This window comes from Caproiciproducens sp. MSJ-32, from assembly GCF_018918055.1.
Taxonomy (GTDB): domain Bacteria; phylum Bacillota; class Clostridia; order Clostridiales; family Clostridiaceae; genus Clostridium.
This window is the reverse complement of the sequence record NZ_JAHLPS010000060.1, coordinates 1-20349: the sequence shown is the minus strand read 5'-3', so window position 1 is coordinate 20349 and position 20349 is coordinate 1. Positions and strand designations below refer to the sequence as shown.

At 28.7% G+C, this 20349-nt stretch carries 23 protein-coding genes; 1 reads left to right on the top strand and 22 read right to left on the bottom strand.

Going from position 1 to position 20349, the window contains the following annotated elements; all coding sequences use genetic code 11:
• Window positions 1–30: 30 nt before the first annotated feature.
• The 19 genes from KQI16_RS07025 to KQI16_RS06935 form a co-directional block, all read right to left on the bottom strand.
• Window positions 31–1068 (bottom strand): sugar-binding transcriptional regulator, encoded by a 1038-nt coding sequence (locus KQI16_RS07025; protein WP_216433102.1) that lies wholly within the window; start codon window positions 1066–1068, stop codon window positions 31–33.
• Between the two features lie 153 nt (window positions 1069–1221).
• Window positions 1222–2607, bottom strand: coding sequence for an RNA polymerase factor sigma-54 (gene rpoN / locus KQI16_RS07020; protein ID WP_216433100.1), 1386 nt, complete (start codon window positions 2605–2607; stop codon window positions 1222–1224).
• A gap of 282 nt (window positions 2608–2889) precedes the next feature.
• A complete protein-coding gene (locus KQI16_RS07015) occupies window positions 2890–3726 on the bottom strand; it encodes a DegV family protein (protein WP_216433097.1) in 837 nt (278 codons plus the stop codon).
• Window positions 3727–3747: 21 nt separating this feature from the next.
• Entirely contained in the window at window positions 3748–4209 is a 462-nt protein-coding gene (locus tag KQI16_RS07010; RefSeq protein WP_216433095.1) for a tRNA (cytidine(34)-2'-O)-methyltransferase, read from the bottom strand.
• 186 nt (window positions 4210–4395) lie between these two features.
• Window positions 4396–5229, bottom strand: a complete 834-nt coding sequence (locus tag KQI16_RS07005; RefSeq protein WP_216433093.1) for an HAD family hydrolase — start codon at window positions 5227–5229, stop codon at window positions 4396–4398.
• 202 nt (window positions 5230–5431) lie between these two features.
• Window positions 5432–6373 (bottom strand): glycoside hydrolase family 25 protein, encoded by a 942-nt coding sequence (locus tag KQI16_RS07000; RefSeq protein ID WP_216433091.1) that lies wholly within the window; start codon window positions 6371–6373, stop codon window positions 5432–5434.
• A gap of 60 nt (window positions 6374–6433) precedes the next feature.
• Window positions 6434–7990, bottom strand: coding sequence for a sensor histidine kinase (locus tag KQI16_RS06995; protein WP_286172936.1), 1557 nt, complete (start codon window positions 7988–7990; stop codon window positions 6434–6436).
• Entirely contained in the window at window positions 7980–8693 is a 714-nt protein-coding gene (locus tag KQI16_RS06990) for a response regulator transcription factor (protein WP_216433089.1), read from the bottom strand. Before KQI16_RS06990 ends, KQI16_RS06995 begins: the two co-directional genes overlap by 11 nt.
• Before the next feature lie 181 nt (window positions 8694–8874).
• On the bottom strand, window positions 8875–9198 hold the full coding sequence (locus KQI16_RS06985) for a hypothetical protein (protein ID WP_216433087.1): 324 nt from the start codon (window positions 9196–9198) through the stop codon (window positions 8875–8877).
• 59 nt (window positions 9199–9257) lie between these two features.
• Window positions 9258–9584: a hypothetical protein gene (locus KQI16_RS06980; protein ID WP_216433085.1), complete on the bottom strand. Its 327-nt coding sequence runs from the start codon at window positions 9582–9584 to the stop codon at window positions 9258–9260.
• A gap of 133 nt (window positions 9585–9717) precedes the next feature.
• Complete coding sequence (locus KQI16_RS06975) at window positions 9718–10617, bottom strand: D-alanine--D-alanine ligase (RefSeq protein WP_216433083.1); 900 nt, start codon at window positions 10615–10617, stop codon at window positions 9718–9720.
• A gap of 187 nt (window positions 10618–10804) precedes the next feature.
• Window positions 10805–11440, bottom strand: coding sequence for an endonuclease III (gene nth / locus KQI16_RS06970; protein WP_216433081.1), 636 nt, complete (start codon window positions 11438–11440; stop codon window positions 10805–10807).
• 9 nt (window positions 11441–11449) lie between these two features.
• The gene (locus tag KQI16_RS06965) at window positions 11450–12154 is read right to left on the bottom strand and encodes a lysophospholipid acyltransferase family protein (protein ID WP_216433079.1); all 705 of its coding nucleotides are present in this window, start codon (window positions 12152–12154) and stop codon (window positions 11450–11452) included.
• A gap of 36 nt (window positions 12155–12190) precedes the next feature.
• Window positions 12191–13177 (bottom strand): tRNA epoxyqueuosine(34) reductase QueG, encoded by a 987-nt coding sequence (gene queG, locus KQI16_RS06960; protein ID WP_216433076.1) that lies wholly within the window; start codon window positions 13175–13177, stop codon window positions 12191–12193.
• Between the two features lie 8 nt (window positions 13178–13185).
• Complete coding sequence (epsC, locus tag KQI16_RS06955) at window positions 13186–13770, bottom strand: serine O-acetyltransferase EpsC (protein ID WP_216433074.1); 585 nt, start codon at window positions 13768–13770, stop codon at window positions 13186–13188.
• A gap of 23 nt (window positions 13771–13793) precedes the next feature.
• Window positions 13794–14702 (bottom strand): cysteine synthase A, encoded by a 909-nt coding sequence (gene cysK / locus KQI16_RS06950; RefSeq protein ID WP_216433072.1) that lies wholly within the window; start codon window positions 14700–14702, stop codon window positions 13794–13796.
• Between the two features lie 78 nt (window positions 14703–14780).
• Window positions 14781–16040, bottom strand: a complete 1260-nt coding sequence (locus KQI16_RS06945; RefSeq protein ID WP_216433069.1) for a magnesium transporter — start codon at window positions 16038–16040, stop codon at window positions 14781–14783.
• Window positions 16041–16320: 280 nt separating this feature from the next.
• Window positions 16321–16962 carry a hypothetical protein gene (locus KQI16_RS06940; RefSeq protein ID WP_216433067.1) on the bottom strand — a complete coding sequence of 214 codons (642 nt, stop codon included), beginning with the start codon at window positions 16960–16962 and terminating at the stop codon, window positions 16321–16323.
• A 56-nt stretch (window positions 16963–17018) separates the two neighbouring features.
• The gene (locus KQI16_RS06935) at window positions 17019–17912 is read right to left on the bottom strand and encodes a YegS/Rv2252/BmrU family lipid kinase (RefSeq protein ID WP_216433066.1); all 894 of its coding nucleotides are present in this window, start codon (window positions 17910–17912) and stop codon (window positions 17019–17021) included.
• Window positions 17913–18160: 248 nt separating this feature from the next.
• Between KQI16_RS06935 and pssA the strand changes: the two genes are divergently transcribed.
• Entirely contained in the window at window positions 18161–18682 is a 522-nt protein-coding gene (gene pssA, locus KQI16_RS06930; protein WP_216433064.1) for a CDP-diacylglycerol--serine O-phosphatidyltransferase, read from the top strand.
• Window positions 18683–18817: 135 nt separating this feature from the next.
• On the opposite strand, the gene KQI16_RS06925 is transcribed toward pssA, so the two are convergent.
• From KQI16_RS06925 to KQI16_RS06915, 3 genes are all read right to left on the bottom strand, one after another.
• On the bottom strand, window positions 18818–19165 hold the full coding sequence (locus tag KQI16_RS06925) for a hypothetical protein (RefSeq protein WP_216433062.1): 348 nt from the start codon (window positions 19163–19165) through the stop codon (window positions 18818–18820).
• A 28-nt stretch (window positions 19166–19193) separates the two neighbouring features.
• The gene (locus KQI16_RS06920) at window positions 19194–19844 is read right to left on the bottom strand and encodes a hypothetical protein (RefSeq protein WP_216433060.1); all 651 of its coding nucleotides are present in this window, start codon (window positions 19842–19844) and stop codon (window positions 19194–19196) included.
• Window positions 19845–20045: 201 nt separating this feature from the next.
• On the bottom strand, window positions 20046–20349 hold a 304-nt coding region (locus tag KQI16_RS06915; protein ID WP_286172933.1), incomplete at its 5' end, for a group II intron maturase-specific domain-containing protein.

The window sequence follows — 20349 nt, the reverse complement described above, 5'->3', positions numbered from 1 at the left end:
ATATATTTAAAATTTTTAAAAATTTTAAGCTTATTTAGTTTGATTATTAATAATTTCAATTATTTTATTGCCAGCAGCTTCATCAGTAACTAATACTGCATTTTTATTATTCATCATTGCAGCCATAATCGCTTCAACCTTACTTTCACCTGCTGCTACTGCAATATGAGTATTGATTTTTTTTGCTTCATTTATATTAATGCCAATAGAGGTATTTTCTGAAACTACTTCTGAATTTTTATTAAAATAACATCCAAAGGCTTCTCCTACGGCTCCAAGTGCTTTTAATTTATTTATTTCCTCTTCAGAAACATCCCTTTTCTTTGCCATAGTTATTGCATTACCTATGCCATAAATTAAAATATCTGCATTATGGATGTCATCTATAACTTCCTTTATTTCCTTTTCCTTTAATAAGGTATCTAGAAGTTCTATGCTTAAATTTTCTGGTATATGAAGCAGTTTATAAGACCCCTTTATCTTTTTTGCTAAAGATGCAGCCAAAGTACTGGCTTGAGTTTCAACTTTTCTTCCCATACCTCCTCTTGCAGGAACTACAAGAATATTTGAAACATTATTTATTTGCGGAAATGCTTCTACAAACTCTCTGATAGTATTCCCTCCAGTTAAAGCAATTATATCATTATCTTTAATAATTTTTCTTAAATAATTTGCTGTTGCCTTACCGAGGTCTTTTAATATTCCATCATCAGTTTCTACATTTCCCGGAACAATAATCACATCTTTAAGCCCAAGAAAGGTTTTAATAATATGCTCTTTGTCAGCTAGTCCCCTAAGACTATGAACGAAATCCTTAAGCTTATCTACTATTTCAGCTCCTTCTTCAGTAACTGTCATCCCTGGAGTATTAATTTCTATTAAATTTTGTGCCTTTAGAAAATTTATTTCATTTCTAACAGCTCTTTCTCCAAGTTTTAACTGACAAGCTAATACTCTTCTACCAATCGGCTGATTATAGTATATAGCTCTAAGAATAGAATATCTTTTTTCCAGGACTTCTACAAGTTCAGGAACTATTTTTTTCTCCAAGGATAATATTTCCTGCACTCCTTACCCTCCTTTGGTCTTAAAAGGTCCCATATAAAATCTATATGTCCCACGATTATTATTATAAAACACTTCGCCTAAATTTTAAAGTATTTTCTTAATATTTGTTAAATTTTTTTCATTTTTTATCTAATAATAGTTTATAAAAGGTGCTTATTCAATTCTTTTCCTTTTACTTGAGGATTTTATGTTCATTTCCTCCCTATATTTAGCAACAGTTCTTCTTGATATATTAAAATTTCTTTTCCTTAACTCTAAACATATTAATTCGTCAGATAATGGCCTTCTCTTATCTTCATTATTTATTATTTCTTTAATTGTATTTTTTATCTTTATAACTGCTACATCACAGCCATCAACAGAATTTTGACTAATTTTATTTGTAAATAAATCTTTTATTTTTAATGTTCCCTTATTAGTAAGAATATATTTATCCTTTATTGCCCTGCTTACTGTAGATTCATGAATATTTAAATCCTCAGCAACTTCCTTTAAAGTCATTGGTTTTAAAAATTCACTTCCCTTATCAAAAAAATCCTTCTGCCTTTCTACTATATTTTCAAGTATTTTAAGTAGAGTACTTTTCCTTTGCTCTATGCATTTTAATAAAAAAACAGCACTATTTAATTTTTCTTTCACATAATTTTTCATGTAAACGTCTTTTTCATTATTTAATATATTTTTATAAACTTTACTTATTGAAAGTTTAGGCAATACACTTTCATTCATAATGACAAAATATTGACCATCAATCTTTCTAATTTCTGCATCAGGAATGATAAACTTTACTTCTTCCCCAGTATAAAAACCTCTAGATGGTTTTGGCTCTAATTTTTTTATAATATCACCTAAATCTTGCGCTTCCCTTGGGGTAATTTTTAATTTTTTAGCCAGTAAATTAAATTTATTTTCAGCAATAAGATTTAAATGATTATTTATTATTATTTCTAATTTTTCATTTAACATTCCCATTTTTCGAAGCTGGATTTTTAAGCATTCACTTAAATTTCTAGCACCTATTCCAATAGGTTCTAAATCTTGAAGAATTTCTAAAGCTTCCCTTCCTAAAGGCAAGGATATTTTTAATTCTTTACATATATCTTCTAAATCTATATCCAAATATCCCCTATTATCTAGATTTTCTATCATATAAGATACAATTGATTTTTTATATTCATCTTCCTCTAATTCTACTAATTGTTCCTTTAAATATTCTGTTAAGGATTCTTTTTTGGATATAAAATTAAAAGGAGAAATTTCCTCCTCTTTATCTTTAAATTCGCTAGAGCTACAAGAATCATAGTTATCAAATTCTAAATATTTTACTATTTCTTTATAATTGATTTTATCTATATTGCTATGGCTGTCTTGCATAAAATCAAAATTCTCTTCTAAAATTGGATTTTCTGAAAACTCATTTTCAATATATTCTCGTAAATCATAATTAGACATTTGTAAAATCTTTATAGACTGCTGCATTTGCTGAGTCATAACCAATTTTTGCTCTTGAATAATATTTAGGCTAAAATCTAACTTCATACTGCCACCTCAACATTTCTAAGATACCCTTACCATATTAATAATTTATTATTCCCAATATTAGTATATAACCCCAGAAAACGTTTTACAAGCAATTTTTATACCAAAACTTTACAGTATAGATTATGAATAGTGTGCAGTTTGGAGTGCTGAGTTTGGAGTGCGGAGTGTGGAGTGTGGAGTGTGGAGTTTGGAGTTTGGAGTGCGGAGTGTGGAGTGTGGAGTTAAAAAAGCTGATTAATATTAGGAATAATATTAATCAGCTTTTGTACTTTATTTTTATTAATTTGATAAAAAGAATAATCCACAGGCACCTCTTCCTGAATGTATTCCTACAGCACAGCCTGGTGTTGTTTCTATATATTTTATATTATTTACTTCTAAATATTTCTTTAATTCAGCCTTTATTTCTGGACTTTCTATTTCAATTAAAATTACCGGCTCTTCTTTGTTAGGATTAGAATTTTCATAATCGCTAATTATTTTCTTGATTGCTTTTTTATTACTTCTTACCTTATCCTTTAAACCCATCATTCCATCTTTAAAGCCTATAATCATTTTAATTCCTAATACTGTTCCAATTGCACCAACAGTCTTAGATATTCTTCCGCCTCTTACTAGATTTTCTAAAGATTCAAAACATAAGGATGCATTCATTTTAGGAATTAATCCTTCTATTACTTTCTTAATTTCTTCTGCAGAATATCCCTTATCTCTTAATTCACAAGCTTTTAAAACAAAAAATCCCTGAGCCGATGTTATAACTTGACTATCTATTAAAATTATATCATCAGAGCCTATCATATCCTTAGCTATACATGCTGAATTATATGTTCCACTCATACCTGAAGACATTAAAACTGCAACAATTCTATAACCTTGATCAAGATATTCCCTAAATTTTTCTTCAAATCTTGCAGGTGTAATTTGAGCAGTTGTAGGAAGTATCCCTTCCTTATCTATTTTTTCCTGCATTTTATTAATATCTATTTCTTCTCTATCTAAGTATGTTTCTTCACCAAAATTTATTAAAACAGGCATTACTTCTATATCATTTTTTTGTATAAGTTCTTCTGGAATATCAAGACAACTATCTGTAATTATTTTTATTTTTTCCATTCCTCTTCCTCCTAAATTTTCTTACTTCATTTTAGGAAAATCCATTTGTCTAAGCGCTTCATAAGCCACAATTGCAACTGTATTTGAAAGATTTAAACTTCTAGTACTTGTTTCTATTAACGGTACTCTTATCCCTTCGTGTCTTAAATGAACTTCTTCAGGAACTCCTGATGTTTCCCTTCCAAACATAATAAAATCTCCTTCTTTAAAGGAAACTTCATGATAATAATTTCCTGCATGAGTTGTTGCTAGATAAATTCTTTCATTTCCATATTTCTTTAAAAAATCTTCATAGCTTTCATGCACTTCAAGATTTAACTCTGACCAATAATCTAAACCTGCTCTTTTCACTTGTTTATCATCTATACTAAAGCCAAGGGGCTTAATCAAATGTAACTTAGAATTTGTTAACACACAAGTTCTTGCTATATTTCCTGTATTTGATGGTATTTCTGGTTGATATAAAACTATATTTAAATTCACTTTTATTGCCTCCTGTTAAGCTGTTAAAGCACAATTAAAAATTAAATTTTACTCATATATATTTCACATTAAAGGGGCTGCCTTAACAGCCCCTTTTTTACTATATAAAAAATCATACTATATCTATGTATTTTAGTCAAAGCTTAAAGAATTATTTTACATTTATTTAATTTATTTTTATGAATTTTATTTAATAAATTTGTCTAATGCCTTTGCTACTCCATCTTCTACATTAGAAGAAGTTACATAGTCTGCAATTTCCTTTAAAGGCTCGATAGCGTTACCCATAGCAACTCCCAAGCCTGCATACTCAATCATTGACATATCATTTTCATTGTCACCAATAGCCATAATCTCTTCTCTCTTAATTCCATAATGCTCAGCTAACGCCTTAACTGCTGCACCTTTTGATACTCCCTTATTTCCTATTTCAACACTTCTAGAACCAGAACCAAAATAAACAATTCCGTCTATGTCTTTTAATTTTTCTTTTAGCTTTTCTATTTTGGCAGGATTAACTGAAAAAGCAATACATTTTGTTATTTGATTTGCATTTTGTTCAAAAAACTCTTTCCATTTTTTCTTATCTTTAATAACGTGATATTTTATTTTTAAATTTTCATATCCCACTTGCTTAGTCATATAAATTTTTGTACCTATTTCGGTTATTATACTGCTTGAATAAATCCCTCCAATGGTGTAAAAGTGGAAAAAAACTTTCATTTCATATAATAAGTCAATTAGCTTAAAGCATTCATTTAAACTTATAGGATTCTGATATATAACTTTATTACTAATCTTATCTCTTACTATTGCACCATTAGCAGCAATAACTGGAGAATTTACTCCTAAAAAATTAGAAAAATACTCTGCATTATTATATATTCTTCCTGTTGTAACTACTATTTGAATTCCTTTATTATGAACTCTCTTAATTGCATTTTTATTTACTATAGATATTTTTTTACCTTTTCCAAGTAAAGTTCCATCCATATCAATACAAACCATCTTGTAACTCATAAAAGACTCCTTCAAATTTTTCTATAGTATATATAATATCATCTTAAAAGGCCTTCGACAATAAATTTAAGCTTTCTAAAGTTAATGATATTTATATTTTTACAAATAATACTTTTTATATTGTTTGTATTATAAAAGAATAATAAGTAAAAAAGAAGATTGGCAGCAATCTTCTTTTTTACAATTCAATATAAATCAATCTTTATAGTTGAACACTACTTCTTACTTGAGAAGTTTCTCCATCATAATCAAAAGCTTCTATTGAAATTACTCTCCTATTATTAACTGGAGCAGGTAATTGTGAAACATTAATTCTAAAGTTTGTATCTTTCTCTGTTACTGTACCTATCCAGTATCCATTTTGGAATATATTATATCCTAGAAGATCAACATCAGGATTCTTATCCCAGTAAACTATTAAAGTATCACCACTGATAAAAGCATTTAAGCCTCTTACCTGTCTAGGCTGCATTAAATAATCTAAATTATCTGGTCCCCAGTTGGCATCTACAGGATTTGATACACCAGCTACTGTTTCAGATTCACTATACTGCCATACTCTCCAACGTGTCCATCCACCCACATCTGGAGGGAATGGAGGGTTTGATGGGATTGAAGTATACATAGCTATCCATAAAGGCATTGATTTAAGAGGCTGAGTTCCTTGAGAAGTTCTAAAATCGTCATATAATTCTACAAAGAATACCCCTGTGTATAACATTAACCTTCTTCTAGTTCTTCTTTCAAATCTTTCTTTAAACCTAAGTACCCAATTAATTAATGCATCAGTATTCATCTTTGGCTCTATTGGTGTCTCAATATCTAATACAGGGAATAAGTCACCATAATTTCTTGTACCAAAGCCTTCCTGCAATATATTTATAAAATCATCACATTGGGAATCTGCTGTATTTAAATCGTAGGAAGGTACACCATAATGATATGCTCCAACAGGTATTCCATAATTTCTTGCCTGTCTTGCAAAATCAAGGAATTTTCTGTCAACCCTGAATCTGCCCGTAGCTGATCCTGAAGCTCTTAAATACAAAAAGTCCACTGTTCTTGCTAAAGTTGCAAAATTTACATCTTGTGTGTACTCATTAATATCTATTCCAAATTTGCTATTTGGATTTCTATTTTGCATTATTCCTCCAAGAAAATAATAATCTCTTTATTAATTTATTAAATAGAAGCCTAATTGTTACTAATATTTATCTTCAAATATTCTTAGCTTGACAAAAAAGTTAATATCATTATTTTCACATTCAGCCCAAATTTCTCCTTCATGCATTTCAACTATATTTTTGGCTATGGCTAAACCAAGTCCACTGCCCTTAACATTAGAATTTCTAGCTTCATCCATTCTATAAAATCTATCAAATATTTTACTTAATTTTTCCTTTGATATATTTTCACCCTTGTTACTAACCTTAATATAAACATGGTTTTCTTTCTCATAAGTTAATATTCTAATTTTACCCGGTTTAAAGGAATATTTAATTGCATTTGATAATAAGTTTTCAAAAACCCTCACCATCTTACTTGGATCTATATCTACTAAGCTATTTGTATCTCTAAAACTTGTTTCGATTTCTAAATTATTTTCTTCAAATACATAAACATACTCTTCTATTATTTGGGAAAGAAATTCAATTATATTTACTTTTCTTTTTTCTAAAGAAACAGCTCTATTACTAAGTTTTGTATATTCAAATAAATCTTCAATTAAATTTTTTAATTGAATGGATTTATTAAAAGCTATATTTAAATAATCCTTCATTATCTTTTCATTTTCATATTTTCCTTCTTTTATAAGCCCTATATATCCCATTATAGAAGTTAAGGGAGTTCTTAAATCATGGGAAACATTTGTTATTAATTCATTTTTTGTTCTTTCAGCCCGTCTCTCTGCTTCAATTCTTCTTTGGACTTCCTCTGCCATATTATTGATATTTTCAGCTAAATTTTTAATTTCATCTTTTCCCTTTGTCTCTATTCTATAAGATAAATCTCCACTTGAAATTATTCTAAGTCCAGCTTCAATTTCTTCAATGTACTTCATCTTTTTATTTGTTATAATAATGAAAATTGCTATAAATATTATGACTGATAAAAATAAAGCTAGAAAGGAATTTGTATTTACATAATATTCATAGGTAATATAAGGGGTCGGTATTTCATAATAAAAAAGATATAATCTATCTTCCCCTATTTTTAAAGGATATAAAAATACCTTTTCACTTGAATAATCTTCCTGTTTATTTACTTTATTAATAACACTATAAATATCTATTTTATCATGAACATCACCATTAACTTTAAATTTAATACTTCCATCTAAATCGGTAATATAAATTTTTGTATTTCCATTATTATATTCATTTAAAATAGAATAAATTTTATTTTTATCTTCAATACTCTTTATTTCATCACTAAATTCTCCATTTAATCTTTGGGACAAATATAAAGCATTCTGTCTGATTTCTTCTATATTGTATTCTATATTGCTAATGGTCTCATTTTTAGCCAGCATTCTATTGGCAAAACTATAAAATATACTAGATGTCAAAAAACAAATCCCAAAGACTACAACAAGTTCAAATCTTATGCTTTCTTCTATTTTAGAATATATTAATAAGATTATATTTTTTAATCTTACTCCAAAGGAGGAATAAAAAAACTTTCTGCTTATCTTTAAAAATAAGTTAAAAGGCCAGCTAAAAATACTTTTACCTTCCTTTGCTTTCTTTTTATTTATCAATTTTATAGCCTACCCCCCAAACAGTTTTTATAAACTTTGGATTTCTAGAATCATCTTCTATTTTTTCTCTGATTTTTCTTATATGAACCATTACGGTATTATCGGACTGCATAAATTCCTGTTTCCAAACGCTATTATATATATTTTCTATACTAAATACCTTACCTCTGTTTTTTCCCAATAGAACAAGAATATCAAACTCTGTTGGCGTTAATTTTATTTCTACTCCATCCTTAAATACTTCATGGGTTTCTAAATTGATAACAAGATCATCAATTTCTAAAATATCAAACTTATTTTCTTTATTATCAGAGTTTATTTGACTTTTATTAAATCTCTTATATCTTCTAAGCTGGGATTTAACTCTTGCTACAAGTTCTAGGGGATTGAAAGGCTTTGTTAAATAATCGTCTGCACCAGTATTTAAACCTAATATTTTATCAATATCTTGAGATTTTGCTGAAAGCATTATAATAGGCATTTCTCTTTCTTCTCTTATTTTTAAACAGGCCTCTATTCCATTTAGCTTTGGCATCATAATATCAAGAATAATTAAATCTACCTCATTTTTCTTAAGTATTTCTAAGGCTTCTTCTCCATCTTCTGCTTTTAAGGTATTATAACCTTCTCCCTTTAAATAAATATCTATAAGCTCTCTAATTTCCTTTTCATCATCAACAATCAAAATAACTTCTTCCTTCAAATTTAACACCTCAATTATACATAATAATTTTAATATACCATAAAATTATTAATATGTTATTATTCATTGTTTATTTTAGCCTCTAGACCTTAATATTAATAAATATAATTTCTTAAAAATACCTTAATATTAATAAAAAAAGAACTGCCAAAGACAGTCCTTGATATTTATGTTAAATAAATTATTCCTTTGATAACACTACTGTTCCATAATCAACAATTATTATTCTATAACCTGCTTTTAATGGAGCAATCTTAAATTTTTCAGACTTTGGTTCTAATCTTATTGACTGAACTGTTACATTATTTTCATCAACAATAATAAAAAAAACAACTTCATTTTCAGAAATATTTTGAACAAAATTTATCTCTTCTATAGGTATAGTAATATCAGTCATTCTATAAACTCCCTCAGTTAGCATCTGCGTAAGGCTTTGAGCCAATGAAATTGCTATATTAGATGATAAGAATACAGAAATAAATAAGCTTATAATAAATTTTTTCATTTAATTTACCTCCAAATTAATTAAATATTTCAAAATCTTTGTTATATTACATAATTTATTTATCTTGATAAAAAGGCTTCACCATCACCTAATATTACGAGCTTATAACTTGGCTCTAATTCTATTAAAGAAAATTTTCCAGAGCCTGGTCTCATAATAATTGATTCCATTACAACCCTATTATGATCTAAAAGAGCAAAATAAACTGTATTCTGAGATGAAATATTCTGTATATATCTTACATCTCCTAATAAATTAAGTATATCTCCCACATTATATACTCCTTCTCCTAATACATTGCTTGTAATTTGCGGATTTTCCTGTGCTTGAACTATATTAAAATTTAAAAATAAAGAAATCATAAGAGCAGAAATTATTTTTTGCATTATAACAACCACCTTTCTAATTTATTATGCTATTATATTTTTTTTAATATACACAGATAACTAATAGAATAAATTATTTAAAAGCCCTTTTTAGCAAAAAAAATTACCCTTGTTTAGTAACAAGGGTAATTCTTTATTTCTTTAAAGATGTTTCTATTATTAAATCTATAAATTCTGAATAGCTTATTCCTCTTTCTCCAGCACTTTGCGGGAAAAGACTTGTTGAAGTCATTCCTGGTAAAGTATTTACTTCTAATACATAAGGAACTCCTTCTTCTGTTAGTATCATATCTATTCTTGCATATACTGAACATTTTAAAGCCTTATAGGTTTCTAAGGCCATCTTTTTTACTTCCTCATATATCTTTTCTTCTAATTGAATTGGATAATGCTGAGCACCATTTGCTGAATATTTTTGCTCATAATCATAAAAATCTGTATTTGATTTAATTGCAAGAATCGGGAATAATTCATTATTAAATACAGGACAAGTTATTTCATCCCCTTTAATAAATTCTTCAATTAAAACTTCAGTATCCCATTTAAGACCTTCTAATACAGCAGCCTCTATATCTTCTTTTTTATATATTTTAAAGGTTGCTACGCTAGAGCCACCATTAGTAGGCTTCACAAAAACAGGATATCCCATTTCTTCTATTGCATCATAATCTATTTCTTCTACTGAACGAACATTTATCCACTTTGCAGTTCTTATTCCTTTAGCTTTTAGTACAGTTTTAGTTAAATCCTTATCCATGCATAATGCACTGCTTAAAGGTCCACATCCTGAATATGGTATATCTAAAGTTTGTAATACTGACTGAACTGTTCCATCTTCTCCAAATTTTCCATGTAAGGCAAGCAGAGCAAAATCTAATCCTTTTACCTTTTCAATAAGATCTTCTTTTTTGTCTATAACAACAGGAACAACTTCATACTTCTCTTTATTTATATGCTCCATAATAGATTTTCCACTATTAAGGGATACTTCTCTCTCAGAAGATATTCCCCCCATTAATACTCCAACTTTCATTATAGTCCTCCACTGATCAAACTTATTTTTAATAATATATTATTAGCCAATTAAAAAATTACCTGCTCTTATTATATTTCTTAACTGATTAGTTTGAAAGTATCAGTTTATATAATTTAAAGCACACCAGATTTCAAAGATTTTAAACAATCTTTTGCAGTTCACTATAAAAAGTGCCTGGCACTTTTTACTTTTTAATGCTTTCTTTATAATATTTACAATATTGTGTAAGTCTACATTGTGAACACTTTGGTTTTCTTGCTATGCAGCAGTATCTCCCATGAAAAATAAGTAAATGATGAGTTAGGGACCATTCATCCTTTGGAAGTTCTTTTTGAAGCTGCATTTCTGTTTCTAAAACATTATCTGAATTTGCAAGACCTAATCTGTTGGAAACTCTAAATACATGGGTATCAACTGCAATAGATGGAACACCAAAAGCATTAGATAAAACAACATTAGCTGTCTTCCTTCCTGCTCCAGCTAAAGAAGTTATTTCTTCCATTGTTCTTGGAACTTCTCCATTAAACTTCTCCTTTAACTGCTTACACATCATAATAATATTTTTTGCCTTATTTCTATAAAGACCTATTTGCTTTATTTTACTTTCAAGCTCTTCTACAGATAAGGTTAAAAAGGCATCTAAGTCAGGATATTCCTTAAATAAAGTTTCTGTTACTTCATTTACCTTCTTATCTGTTGTTTGAGCTGAAAGTATTGTTGCCACTAGTAATTGAAAAGGAGATTCATGGTTAAGTTCACATTTAGCATCCGGATATTCTTCTTTTAGAATTTCTAATATTTCTTTAGTTCTTTTCTTCATAAAATCACCTTATCTATAAACTCCTCTATATTCTTCTGGAAGCAAATTAGCAATTGACTTCATAATATAATTCATGCATCTTTCATCATATTCATGCTTATCTTCATCCTTATTCTTTGCAGGTAATAAGATAGGCTCACCAATTTTTATGTTTACATCTGCATAATTAAATTTTTCTCCTCCCATATCGCCATCTTTAGCTATAGGAAGTAGTTTTTCTGTTCCTGTCATTCCCATAGGAATTATCTCTGCCTTTGTAAGCCTTGCTATTAGAAGAATTCCCTTCTTTCCTTCAATCATTGCCCCAGTTCTGCTTCTAGTTCCTTCTGGGAAGATAACTAAGTTTTCTCCCCCTTTTACCAGCTTAACAATCTTGGTAATAGCTTCTTTATCTGCTGAATTTGGTTTAATATTGATGGTCTTTACCATCTTCACTCCAAGATTTGTTATAGGATCATTGCTTAGTTTTACTCCTGCTACAAAGGTTGGATCATATTTTTCTCTTAAAAGTTTATTTAATACTAATCCATCTGAATTACTTAAATGGTTACATATAAATATTTTTGTTCCCTTTGCCTTATCTATGTTTTCAAAACCTTCAACTTTTATGTTAGCGTATTTTTTTAAATATCTATTTACAATAATTTCTGTGATTTTTAATATCAATGATTCTGGAAACATATTTACTACTTTAACAAATGTTGGTGATAACATACATATCCCCCTTTATAAATTTCCTATATGTAACAATTATATTTGATTATCTTTTAAAAGTCTATTTATATACTCATTTAAATACGGTGAGTCTGTCTTTATATTACTTATGTCTTTATCTCTGCTTAATCTTATTATAGCATTCCTTTTCAAGACATTTTTACCTCTCCAGCCACAGGAAGTCTTTAAAAAACTTTCCTTAAAGCCGCTGTTGCCTATAGCTGCTAATTCTTCAGTATTATCCTTATTCATAAAATTATAAGGATAGAATTCTTTTATAGGAGAATAGCTTATATTCTCATTATAAGGACAAGGCTTTTGACAGCTGTCACATCCAAATACCCTTCCATCCAATAACTTTATATGCTTATCTTCAAGTTCCTTTTTTTGAGTAAGATAGGAAAGACATATATTACTATTTTTTCTATAAGGATTAATTGCTTTGCTAGGACATTTTTTATAGCAATTTGTACATTCACCGCACTCTTCAAATCTTTCAATATCCTTAAAACTCCTTTTTTCATCACTTTCGATTTCTAAATCAGTAATTATTTCTCCTAAAAACACAAAGGAGCCATACTTTTTAGTAATTATTAAATTATTCTTTCCTATAAATCCAACTCCAGCTAAATATGCAATATATCTTTCAGGCAAAAAATTATTGTCAACAAAGGCTGCTGCTTTCCCACCGAGACTTTCTATATATTCACATATTTTACTTAAGTAACTTTTAACTACCTTATGATAATCCATTCCTCTTGTATATACAGAAAAACCATTATCATAATATTCCACATCATGAAGATAAGGGAAAGCTATAGAAATAATAGTCTTTCCCTCCTCCATATACAGAAATGGATTTATTCTTTTTTCAATGTCATCTTCTTCAAATTCATTTTGAAGTCCTTTAGCTTTTCTTTCTAGTAAGAAGTCCTTTAATTCAATAAATTTCCTACACTTTATAAAGCCCAAAGTATCAAGACCTAGTGAATTACAAAATTTTATTATATCTTCTTTTATCATATTAACCTCTATATAGACATATTGTTATATATTGTTTTAACTTTTCCATTTTCATCAATTACTTCGATTATTTCACTTTTGCTTCTAACTATATTTCTTCCCGCACATCCAACAACTGTTCCATTTTCAGGAACTTCCTTTAATACAACGGTATTTGCTCCAACCTTTGAACCCTTTCTTAAAATTATTGGCCCAAGAATTTTAGCTCCGGCTCCAATAATTACGTCATCCTCCACAGTTGGATGCCTTTTTCCCTTTTCCTTTCCAGTTCCTCCAAGAGTTACTCCATGATATATTGTTACATTATTTCCAATTTCAGAGGTTTCTCCAATTACAACCCCCATACCGTGATCTATAAATAGACCTCTTCCTATTTTAGCCCCTGGATGAATTTCTATACCTGTAAAAAATCTTGCTAACTGTGATATTAATCTTGCTAAAAAGAAACATTTATGCTCATGTAAAAAATGAGCAATTCTATAAGCTATAAGAGCATGAACAGATGGATATAATAAAAATACTTCAAGTTTATTTCTTGCTGCTGGGTCTACCTCAAGTATTCTGTTTAAATCATACATTAAATTTTTAAACATATCATTCCCCCTAATACATTATTTTAATGAAAAATTCCCATGGATATATATTTTTCTCCGCCATCAGGTGCAATGACCAAAACTTTTTTTCCTTTTCCTAATTCTTTTGCTACTTTTAAAGCCATATAAATAGCAGCACCAGAAGAAATTCCAACTAATATTCCTTCTTTTTCTGCAAATATTTTTGTAAGCCTTAAGGCATCTTCATCCGATACTGTTCTAACCTCATCTACAACCTTAGCATCAAATATCTCTGGTATAAAACCTGAACCTAAACCTTGAATTTTATGAGCTCCTGCCCTGCCACCACTTAAGACTGGAGAATTTTCCGGCTCAACTGCAATAACTTTAAGACCTTTTATTTTTTCCTTGAGCTTTCTCCCTACCCCAGTAACCGTTCCTCCAGTTCCAACTCCAGCAATAAAAGCATCTATATCCTGTAACTCTGAATATATTTCCTCAGCTGTTGTTTCAAAATGCTTTTCTGGATTAGCTAAATTTTCAAATTGCTGCGGCATGAAATAACCATCTTTTTTAGCAAGCTCATTAGCCATTTTTATTGAGCCATTCATTCCTTGAGCACCATCCGTCAATATTAATTCTGCCCCATAAGCCTTAATTAAATCACGTCTTTCCTTACTCATGCTGTCTGGCATAACTATTACAACTTTATATCCTTTTAACTTTCCAATCATAGCAAGGGCAATTCCCATATTTCCGCTTGTTGGTTCCACTATTGTTGAGCCAGCTTTTAATAAACCTTCCTTTTCAGCTCTTTCTATCATACCTAAAGCAGCTCTATCTTTAACACTTCCACCAGGATTAAACTTTTCTAATTTAACATAAACTTCTGCAGAATCCTCTTCTACTAAATTATTCAATTTAAGTATAGGTGTGTTTCCTATTAACTCTAAAGCTCCATTATATATCATAACTTCCTCCTTATGAATTTTTACAGAAGATACTAAAAAACTTCATCCCTTTAAATATAGAGATGAAGTTAAATTTTCCTATTTCATCTTTTTCTTCCACATAGGGTACAATACCTCATCTATTAAATCAACGCTGTTTACTGTTCCTATCAGCTTATTTTCTTCATCGACAACTGGTATTGACAATAAATCATATTTAGCAATTTTTTCAATTGCCTCTTTAATATCAACATCGTACCTTATGGTATCAATATTTTCTTCCATTATATCTTTAACTTTTACATCATCCTTATTTAAAATTAAATCTCCTGGATTTATTGCACCTAAAACTCTTTCTTCTTCATCAGTTATATATATTCTATATAATTCATCATCTTCTACATCTTCTAACTCTCTTAGAATATCAATTATCTCTCCAACTGTTATATCTAAGTTAAATGAAATATAGTCTGTACTCATTATACTACCAACAGTTTCTTCTTTATAGCTCAAAAGTTCTTTAACTTCCTCTGCATCTTCCTTCTCTAAGTTAACAAGTATCTTTTCTCTTTCATCATCATTTAACTCATCCAGTACGTCTGCAATTTCATCATTCGGCATATTTTCAAGAAGTTCAGCTGCCTTTGCTTCACTGAGTTCCTTAATAATTGTTCCCTTATATTCAGGTTCAATTTGTTCCAAGGTATCTGCAGCTAAGTCTTCATCTAAAGATTCAAAGATCTGCCTTCTTGAAATTGTATCTAGGTTTTCTAAAATATCTGCTAAATCTGCTGGGTGAAGAGTTGATAGCTTTTTATAAGGTACTGATATTTGAAGGTTATTTTTATTAACCATTTCTAAAGATTCAACATCATCCCACATTAAAACTCTATCATCATATTCTTTTCTTAAAAGCTTATATATAAATTTACCTAGTCTTTCACAATTTAATCTTCTAAATCTTGCCTGAGGACCGGTTTCCACTGCTATTACCCTATACTCTCCTGCAATTTCTGCAATTCTTAAATCATCAACTCTTACTACTCTTTTTCCATTAATATCAACTATTTTTTTATCAAGCAGGTGTTCTGATAAAAGATAAGAATATGTTCTAGGTAATATTTCCTTACTACCCCTTGTAACTATCTTTACCTTATTATCCTGTTGATAAAAGTTTATGCTGCGGAATTCATAGTGAAAAGTTGAGCCATCTCTTTTTACTTTATATCCAATTACTCTTGGATAACCTTCATCAGTAGTTACATAAATGTCCTTAAGTTCTCCTAATACTTCATCGAACTCATCGTACATTTTATTTCCTAAAATAGTAGTATATAGGAATACTGATAGTTTCTTCATATCTACTCCTCCTTCTTTTAGGGGAGCAGACTATTTTTCCAAGGTTAAATTATAATAAGGCTGCATCCCCTAAAATTTATTCAATTTTAACTTATCCAGCTGAGGGACACCCTCCATTTTAATTTCACCCCTTGAATCTATAAATATTTATTTATCAATTCTCTCCACTAATATATTATATTAAAGTAATATTAAAAGGCAACATTTTTCACGAAAAAAATATGCCCTGCCAAAGGCTGAGCATATTTTCTATAAAATATAAAACATTCCTCATTGTGCATTAATTAAAGGTATTAATTGCTCTAAGCAAAATGAAAAGCACTAACCCTTCACCTATTATCGGATAAGGATATAAAATTATTCCACCTAAATTTAAAATATATTCAACTAAATATATTATTAATGCCATTAGCAAAAATCTAATGCCTGTCTTATTACTATAAGGTTTATCATAATTAATCAAAGTATAAATAAAGGCTGATGCAATAAGTATTAAATATATTAAATTAGGTACTATGCTGTCAGTAATAAGTATTATATAACCAAAGGATGAATCAATCTTTATGTTAAAAAAATAGTTGCTTATTATAAATAAATAAAGAGCAGCAAATATTGCAACAAATATATACATATGGCTAAACTTTATTTTTTCATTTCTTAAATAAATATATAATGAAACAATAATAGCTAAAGGAATACTAAAATAATTTACATAATGAAAATACTTCAAATAATACATAAACTGCTGCTTTTCTGTAAAAAAACTAATTAACAAGGCGCAATACTTAAGAATTAATGGCAGCAATAATATGTTGATATATATTTTTATTTTTTTAGGTGATAAAGTTAAATTATTTTTTCCTATATAAATAACAAAAATTAATAAAAATAACAAAAAGCATAAATAACCAAATTCTAACAACGACTACTCCCAATCTAAACTTGTTCTTAGTTATATTTATTAATACACTTTTCTATTTATTCTTCTTTTTCTTTCATACCTAAAACTTTTAAAGCTCTTTTTTTACATTTAATAGTTAATGGAAAATCTGGTCCCTTTTCTCCATCAATATCAGTTAAAATTCCTTCTTCACATTCAATATGAAGTTCATCTGTCTTGAAATAAATTACATTTTCTGATTCTAAATGTTCTCCCCTTAAAACTTTTACGAATAGAGGAATTAATTCCATTATATTAACTGCCTTAAAAATAATTACATCCAGCATTCCATCAGTAGCATCTGCCTTTGTTGCTAATTTAAAATTACCAGCTGTCTGACCATTAAATACGAGCATAAAATACATGTATCCTTCATAATTCATCTCTTTAGAATTTATTTTAATATAAAGTTTTCTAAAGTTAGGAAGCTCCTCTAATCCCTTTAAATAATAAGCAAGCTTACCTATTGTATTCTTCAAATTAATATCTGTCTTTTGTGATACATCTGTAAATAATCCTGTACTTGCTACATTAACAAAATACTTCTCATTTATGCAGCCTAAATCAACAGCAGTAACTTCTGAAGATAATATCTGCCTGCAGGCTGCTTCTATGTTAGAAGGCATTCCTAAAAATTTTCCAAAATCATTTGCTGTTCCTACTGGCAGGATTCCTATTGGTACTGAAACTCCTTCCTTTGCCATAGCATTAACAACATTGTCTATAGTTCCATCTCCACCAGCAATTAAAATATAACTATAATTTACTTCCTTAAAATCCATAAAAGCTTCAATAACATCAGCTCCACTATCAATTCTATAAGGTACAACAGTATACCCTGCCTCTTGATGAAGCTTTATTACTAGATCTAAATTATCTAAAATTACATTTTCTCCTGCATAAGGATTATATATAAACTTTACCTTTTTCACTTTTTCCTCCTAATTTACTTAAATTATTAATATTTAATAGTTCAAATACATAAATTGATATATAATAGTATAATACTATATTTACCAGATAAATCAAATTAACAATTAGTCAAATAAATATTAATTTTAATTAAATTTTTTTTAATTTCTGTATTATATTATATTTTTTTAAATTGTATGTTATAATATTGATTTGATAATACATTATTAAGAAGAATAAGCTTAATAATAAAAGCAGGAGTGATTTTATGAAAAGAAGTTTTATTCCTAATATTTTTACTTTTACAAACTTATCCTGTGGTATAATGTCTCTTATTTATACTTTTGATAGGAATTATATTTTTTCTTGTTTATTTATATTATTCGCAGGAATTATTGACAGATACGATGGAAGAATAGCTAGAAAATTGAATGTAACTAGTGAAATAGGTAAAGAGTTAGACTCCTTAGCTGACTTAGTTTCCTTTGGTGTTGCTCCCTCAATACTTATGTTTATAATCTATAATTTTTCGGAATTAGGTCCTTTAGGAATTATCGGTCTAACAAGCTTATTAATCTTACCTATTTGCGGTGCTTATAGATTAGCTAAATATAATATATCCAACTTTGATGGAGTTTATACCGGGGTTCCGATTACTATTGTAGGATGTTTTATGGCTTTATTTGTATTATGCACAATAAATAAGAACATTTCTGAATGGATACCAACTATCCTTATTTTTATCGGCTCCTACCTAATGGTATCCAAATTTAAATTTAAAAAGCTATAAGTCAAAAGCCTTAAAAGTAATTAATTTAAATATGAATTAAAGACATGTCCTGGAATTTTTTTGGACATGTCTTTTTAATGCATAATTTGCAGGATATAATCTAGAAGCTTTTAACTATAAATGTAAACTTGATACTTATTCATTATTATCTTCTCTATTAATAAAATTAAGCTCTTCATTAATTTCTGTTAATATTATCTGCTCACTAGTATTAGCTTTAATAAATTTCTTTGTAATTTTGCAATATTCTATATATGAATCACAGCATTCTCCCAAGACACTAATCACTTCATCAATTATTTTTCCTAGAGCATTAGCCCTGTCTATAGCTTCTTTTACCTTTGACTTTTTAGCTTCCGAAGTATTATTTAACTCATTTGCTCCTCCAATTAGCAGCCTATAAGAATTCACCATTCCTGTTAGCAGATTATTTAAATTATTAACCTCATTATAGTTTTCTTTGATTAAATGCTTATATTTCAAGGCATCACCCCATTAGGATTAAATATAGTTATTTATATATATTGTCATTTTTCTTTGAATATACCTTGCCAGCCTTTCTATCCATAAAGTCTAAATTATAAGCTTTAATATTTTCCTTTATTTCATTGCCAATTCCAGCTATTACCTCATCAATTAGCCTTTCAATTCTTTCATATCCTTCTCTAGGGCAATCTAAAAATTCTAAACTTCCCTCAAATAATCTTCTTAATTTATTAGAGAAATATTTAACCATCTCTTCTAATTCTGTATCTGAAATTTCTCTGTCCATATTTGCAATTAAATCATTATATTCTTCATATATTTCTTTAACTTTTCTTAAATTAGAATTAATAGCAGCTACATAATTAGTTTGCGTAATAGTACAGCCTTCCTCTTCTAATTCTCTGATAATAGCTATTAAAGAATCTACATACTTAACTAAATAATACTGCAATCCCATATCTTCTACATTTATAATTTCTTCATGAATATTTTCTACTTGTGGTGCAATTTCAAAATATTTTACATCTTCTTCAAGATCACTTCTAAGACTAGACCTTGAATACCATTTTTCTCCCTTTTCTTCTTTTCCTTCTATGTTAGTTGGACTAAAATCCTCAAAAAAATTATTAACCAAAACAATTGGTACAATAAATTTTTCTGGTATTGAAATATACATATCCTTCTCCTTTATATAATTGATTTTACTAGTCTAATTCATAATTTATCTATACTAATTTATGCGTAATTTATAAAAAAGTGCAAATACTTTCAATTAAGAGCTAGAAAGTAAAATCGAGTAGGAGCTGAATAATTATTTTATTCAGCGTCCTCTCACACCACCGTGCGTACCGTTCGGTACACGGCGGTTCAATAGAAATTAATGTACAAATGAATAAATTTCAGATATTGACACCAAACCTATTTCTTTGAGGTATTTATTGGTTAGTGCTCTGGATAATATAGGGCTGTTGGATATTCTCCAATAGCCTTTTCTTGTGTTTGCATATTCCCACGCTTTGTTATTGGGAATTCCTAATCTTACAAGATTATCATGTTTTGTCTTAATCTTTTTCCACTGTTTCCAAAAACACATTCTTATCCTTCGCCTTAACCATTCATCAAGTGTTTTAAGAATATTTCTCATGTCAGCGATAGCAAAATAGTTTACCCATCCTACTATT

Excerpts from the sequence above, each read along its gene's own strand:
- rpoN (WP_216433100.1), bottom strand. The coding sequence starts at position 2,607 with ATGAAGTTAGATTTTAGCCTAAATATTATTCAAGAGCAAAAATTGGTT.
- KQI16_RS07015 (WP_216433097.1), bottom strand. The coding sequence starts at position 3,726 with ATGGAAAAAATAAAAATAATTACAGATAGTTGTCTTGATATTCCAGAA.
- KQI16_RS07005 (WP_216433093.1), bottom strand. The coding sequence starts at position 5,229 with ATGAGTTACAAGATGGTTTGTATTGATATGGATGGAACTTTACTTGGA.
- KQI16_RS07000 (WP_216433091.1), bottom strand. The coding sequence starts at position 6,373 with ATGCAAAATAGAAATCCAAATAGCAAATTTGGAATAGATATTAATGAG.
- KQI16_RS06985 (WP_216433087.1), bottom strand. The coding sequence starts at position 9,198 with ATGAAAAAATTTATTATAAGCTTATTTATTTCTGTATTCTTATCATCT.
- KQI16_RS06980 (WP_216433085.1), bottom strand. The coding sequence starts at position 9,584 with ATGCAAAAAATAATTTCTGCTCTTATGATTTCTTTATTTTTAAATTTT.
- KQI16_RS06975 (WP_216433083.1), bottom strand. The coding sequence starts at position 10,617 with ATGAAAGTTGGAGTATTAATGGGGGGAATATCTTCTGAGAGAGAAGTA.
- nth (WP_216433081.1), bottom strand. The coding sequence starts at position 11,440 with ATGAAGAAAAGAACTAAAGAAATATTAGAAATTCTAAAAGAAGAATAT.
- KQI16_RS06965 (WP_216433079.1), bottom strand. The coding sequence starts at position 12,154 with ATGTTATCACCAACATTTGTTAAAGTAGTAAATATGTTTCCAGAATCA.
- queG (WP_216433076.1), bottom strand. The coding sequence starts at position 13,177 with ATGATAAAAGAAGATATAATAAAATTTTGTAATTCACTAGGTCTTGAT.
- epsC (WP_216433074.1), bottom strand. The coding sequence starts at position 13,770 with ATGTTTAAAAATTTAATGTATGATTTAAACAGAATACTTGAGGTAGAC.
- cysK (WP_216433072.1), bottom strand. The coding sequence starts at position 14,702 with ATGATATATAATGGAGCTTTAGAGTTAATAGGAAACACACCTATACTT.
- KQI16_RS06945 (WP_216433069.1), bottom strand. The coding sequence starts at position 16,040 with ATGAAGAAACTATCAGTATTCCTATATACTACTATTTTAGGAAATAAA.
- pssA (WP_216433064.1), top strand. The coding sequence starts at position 18,161 with ATGAAAAGAAGTTTTATTCCTAATATTTTTACTTTTACAAACTTATCC.
- KQI16_RS06920 (WP_216433060.1), bottom strand. The coding sequence starts at position 19,844 with ATGTATATTTCAATACCAGAAAAATTTATTGTACCAATTGTTTTGGTT.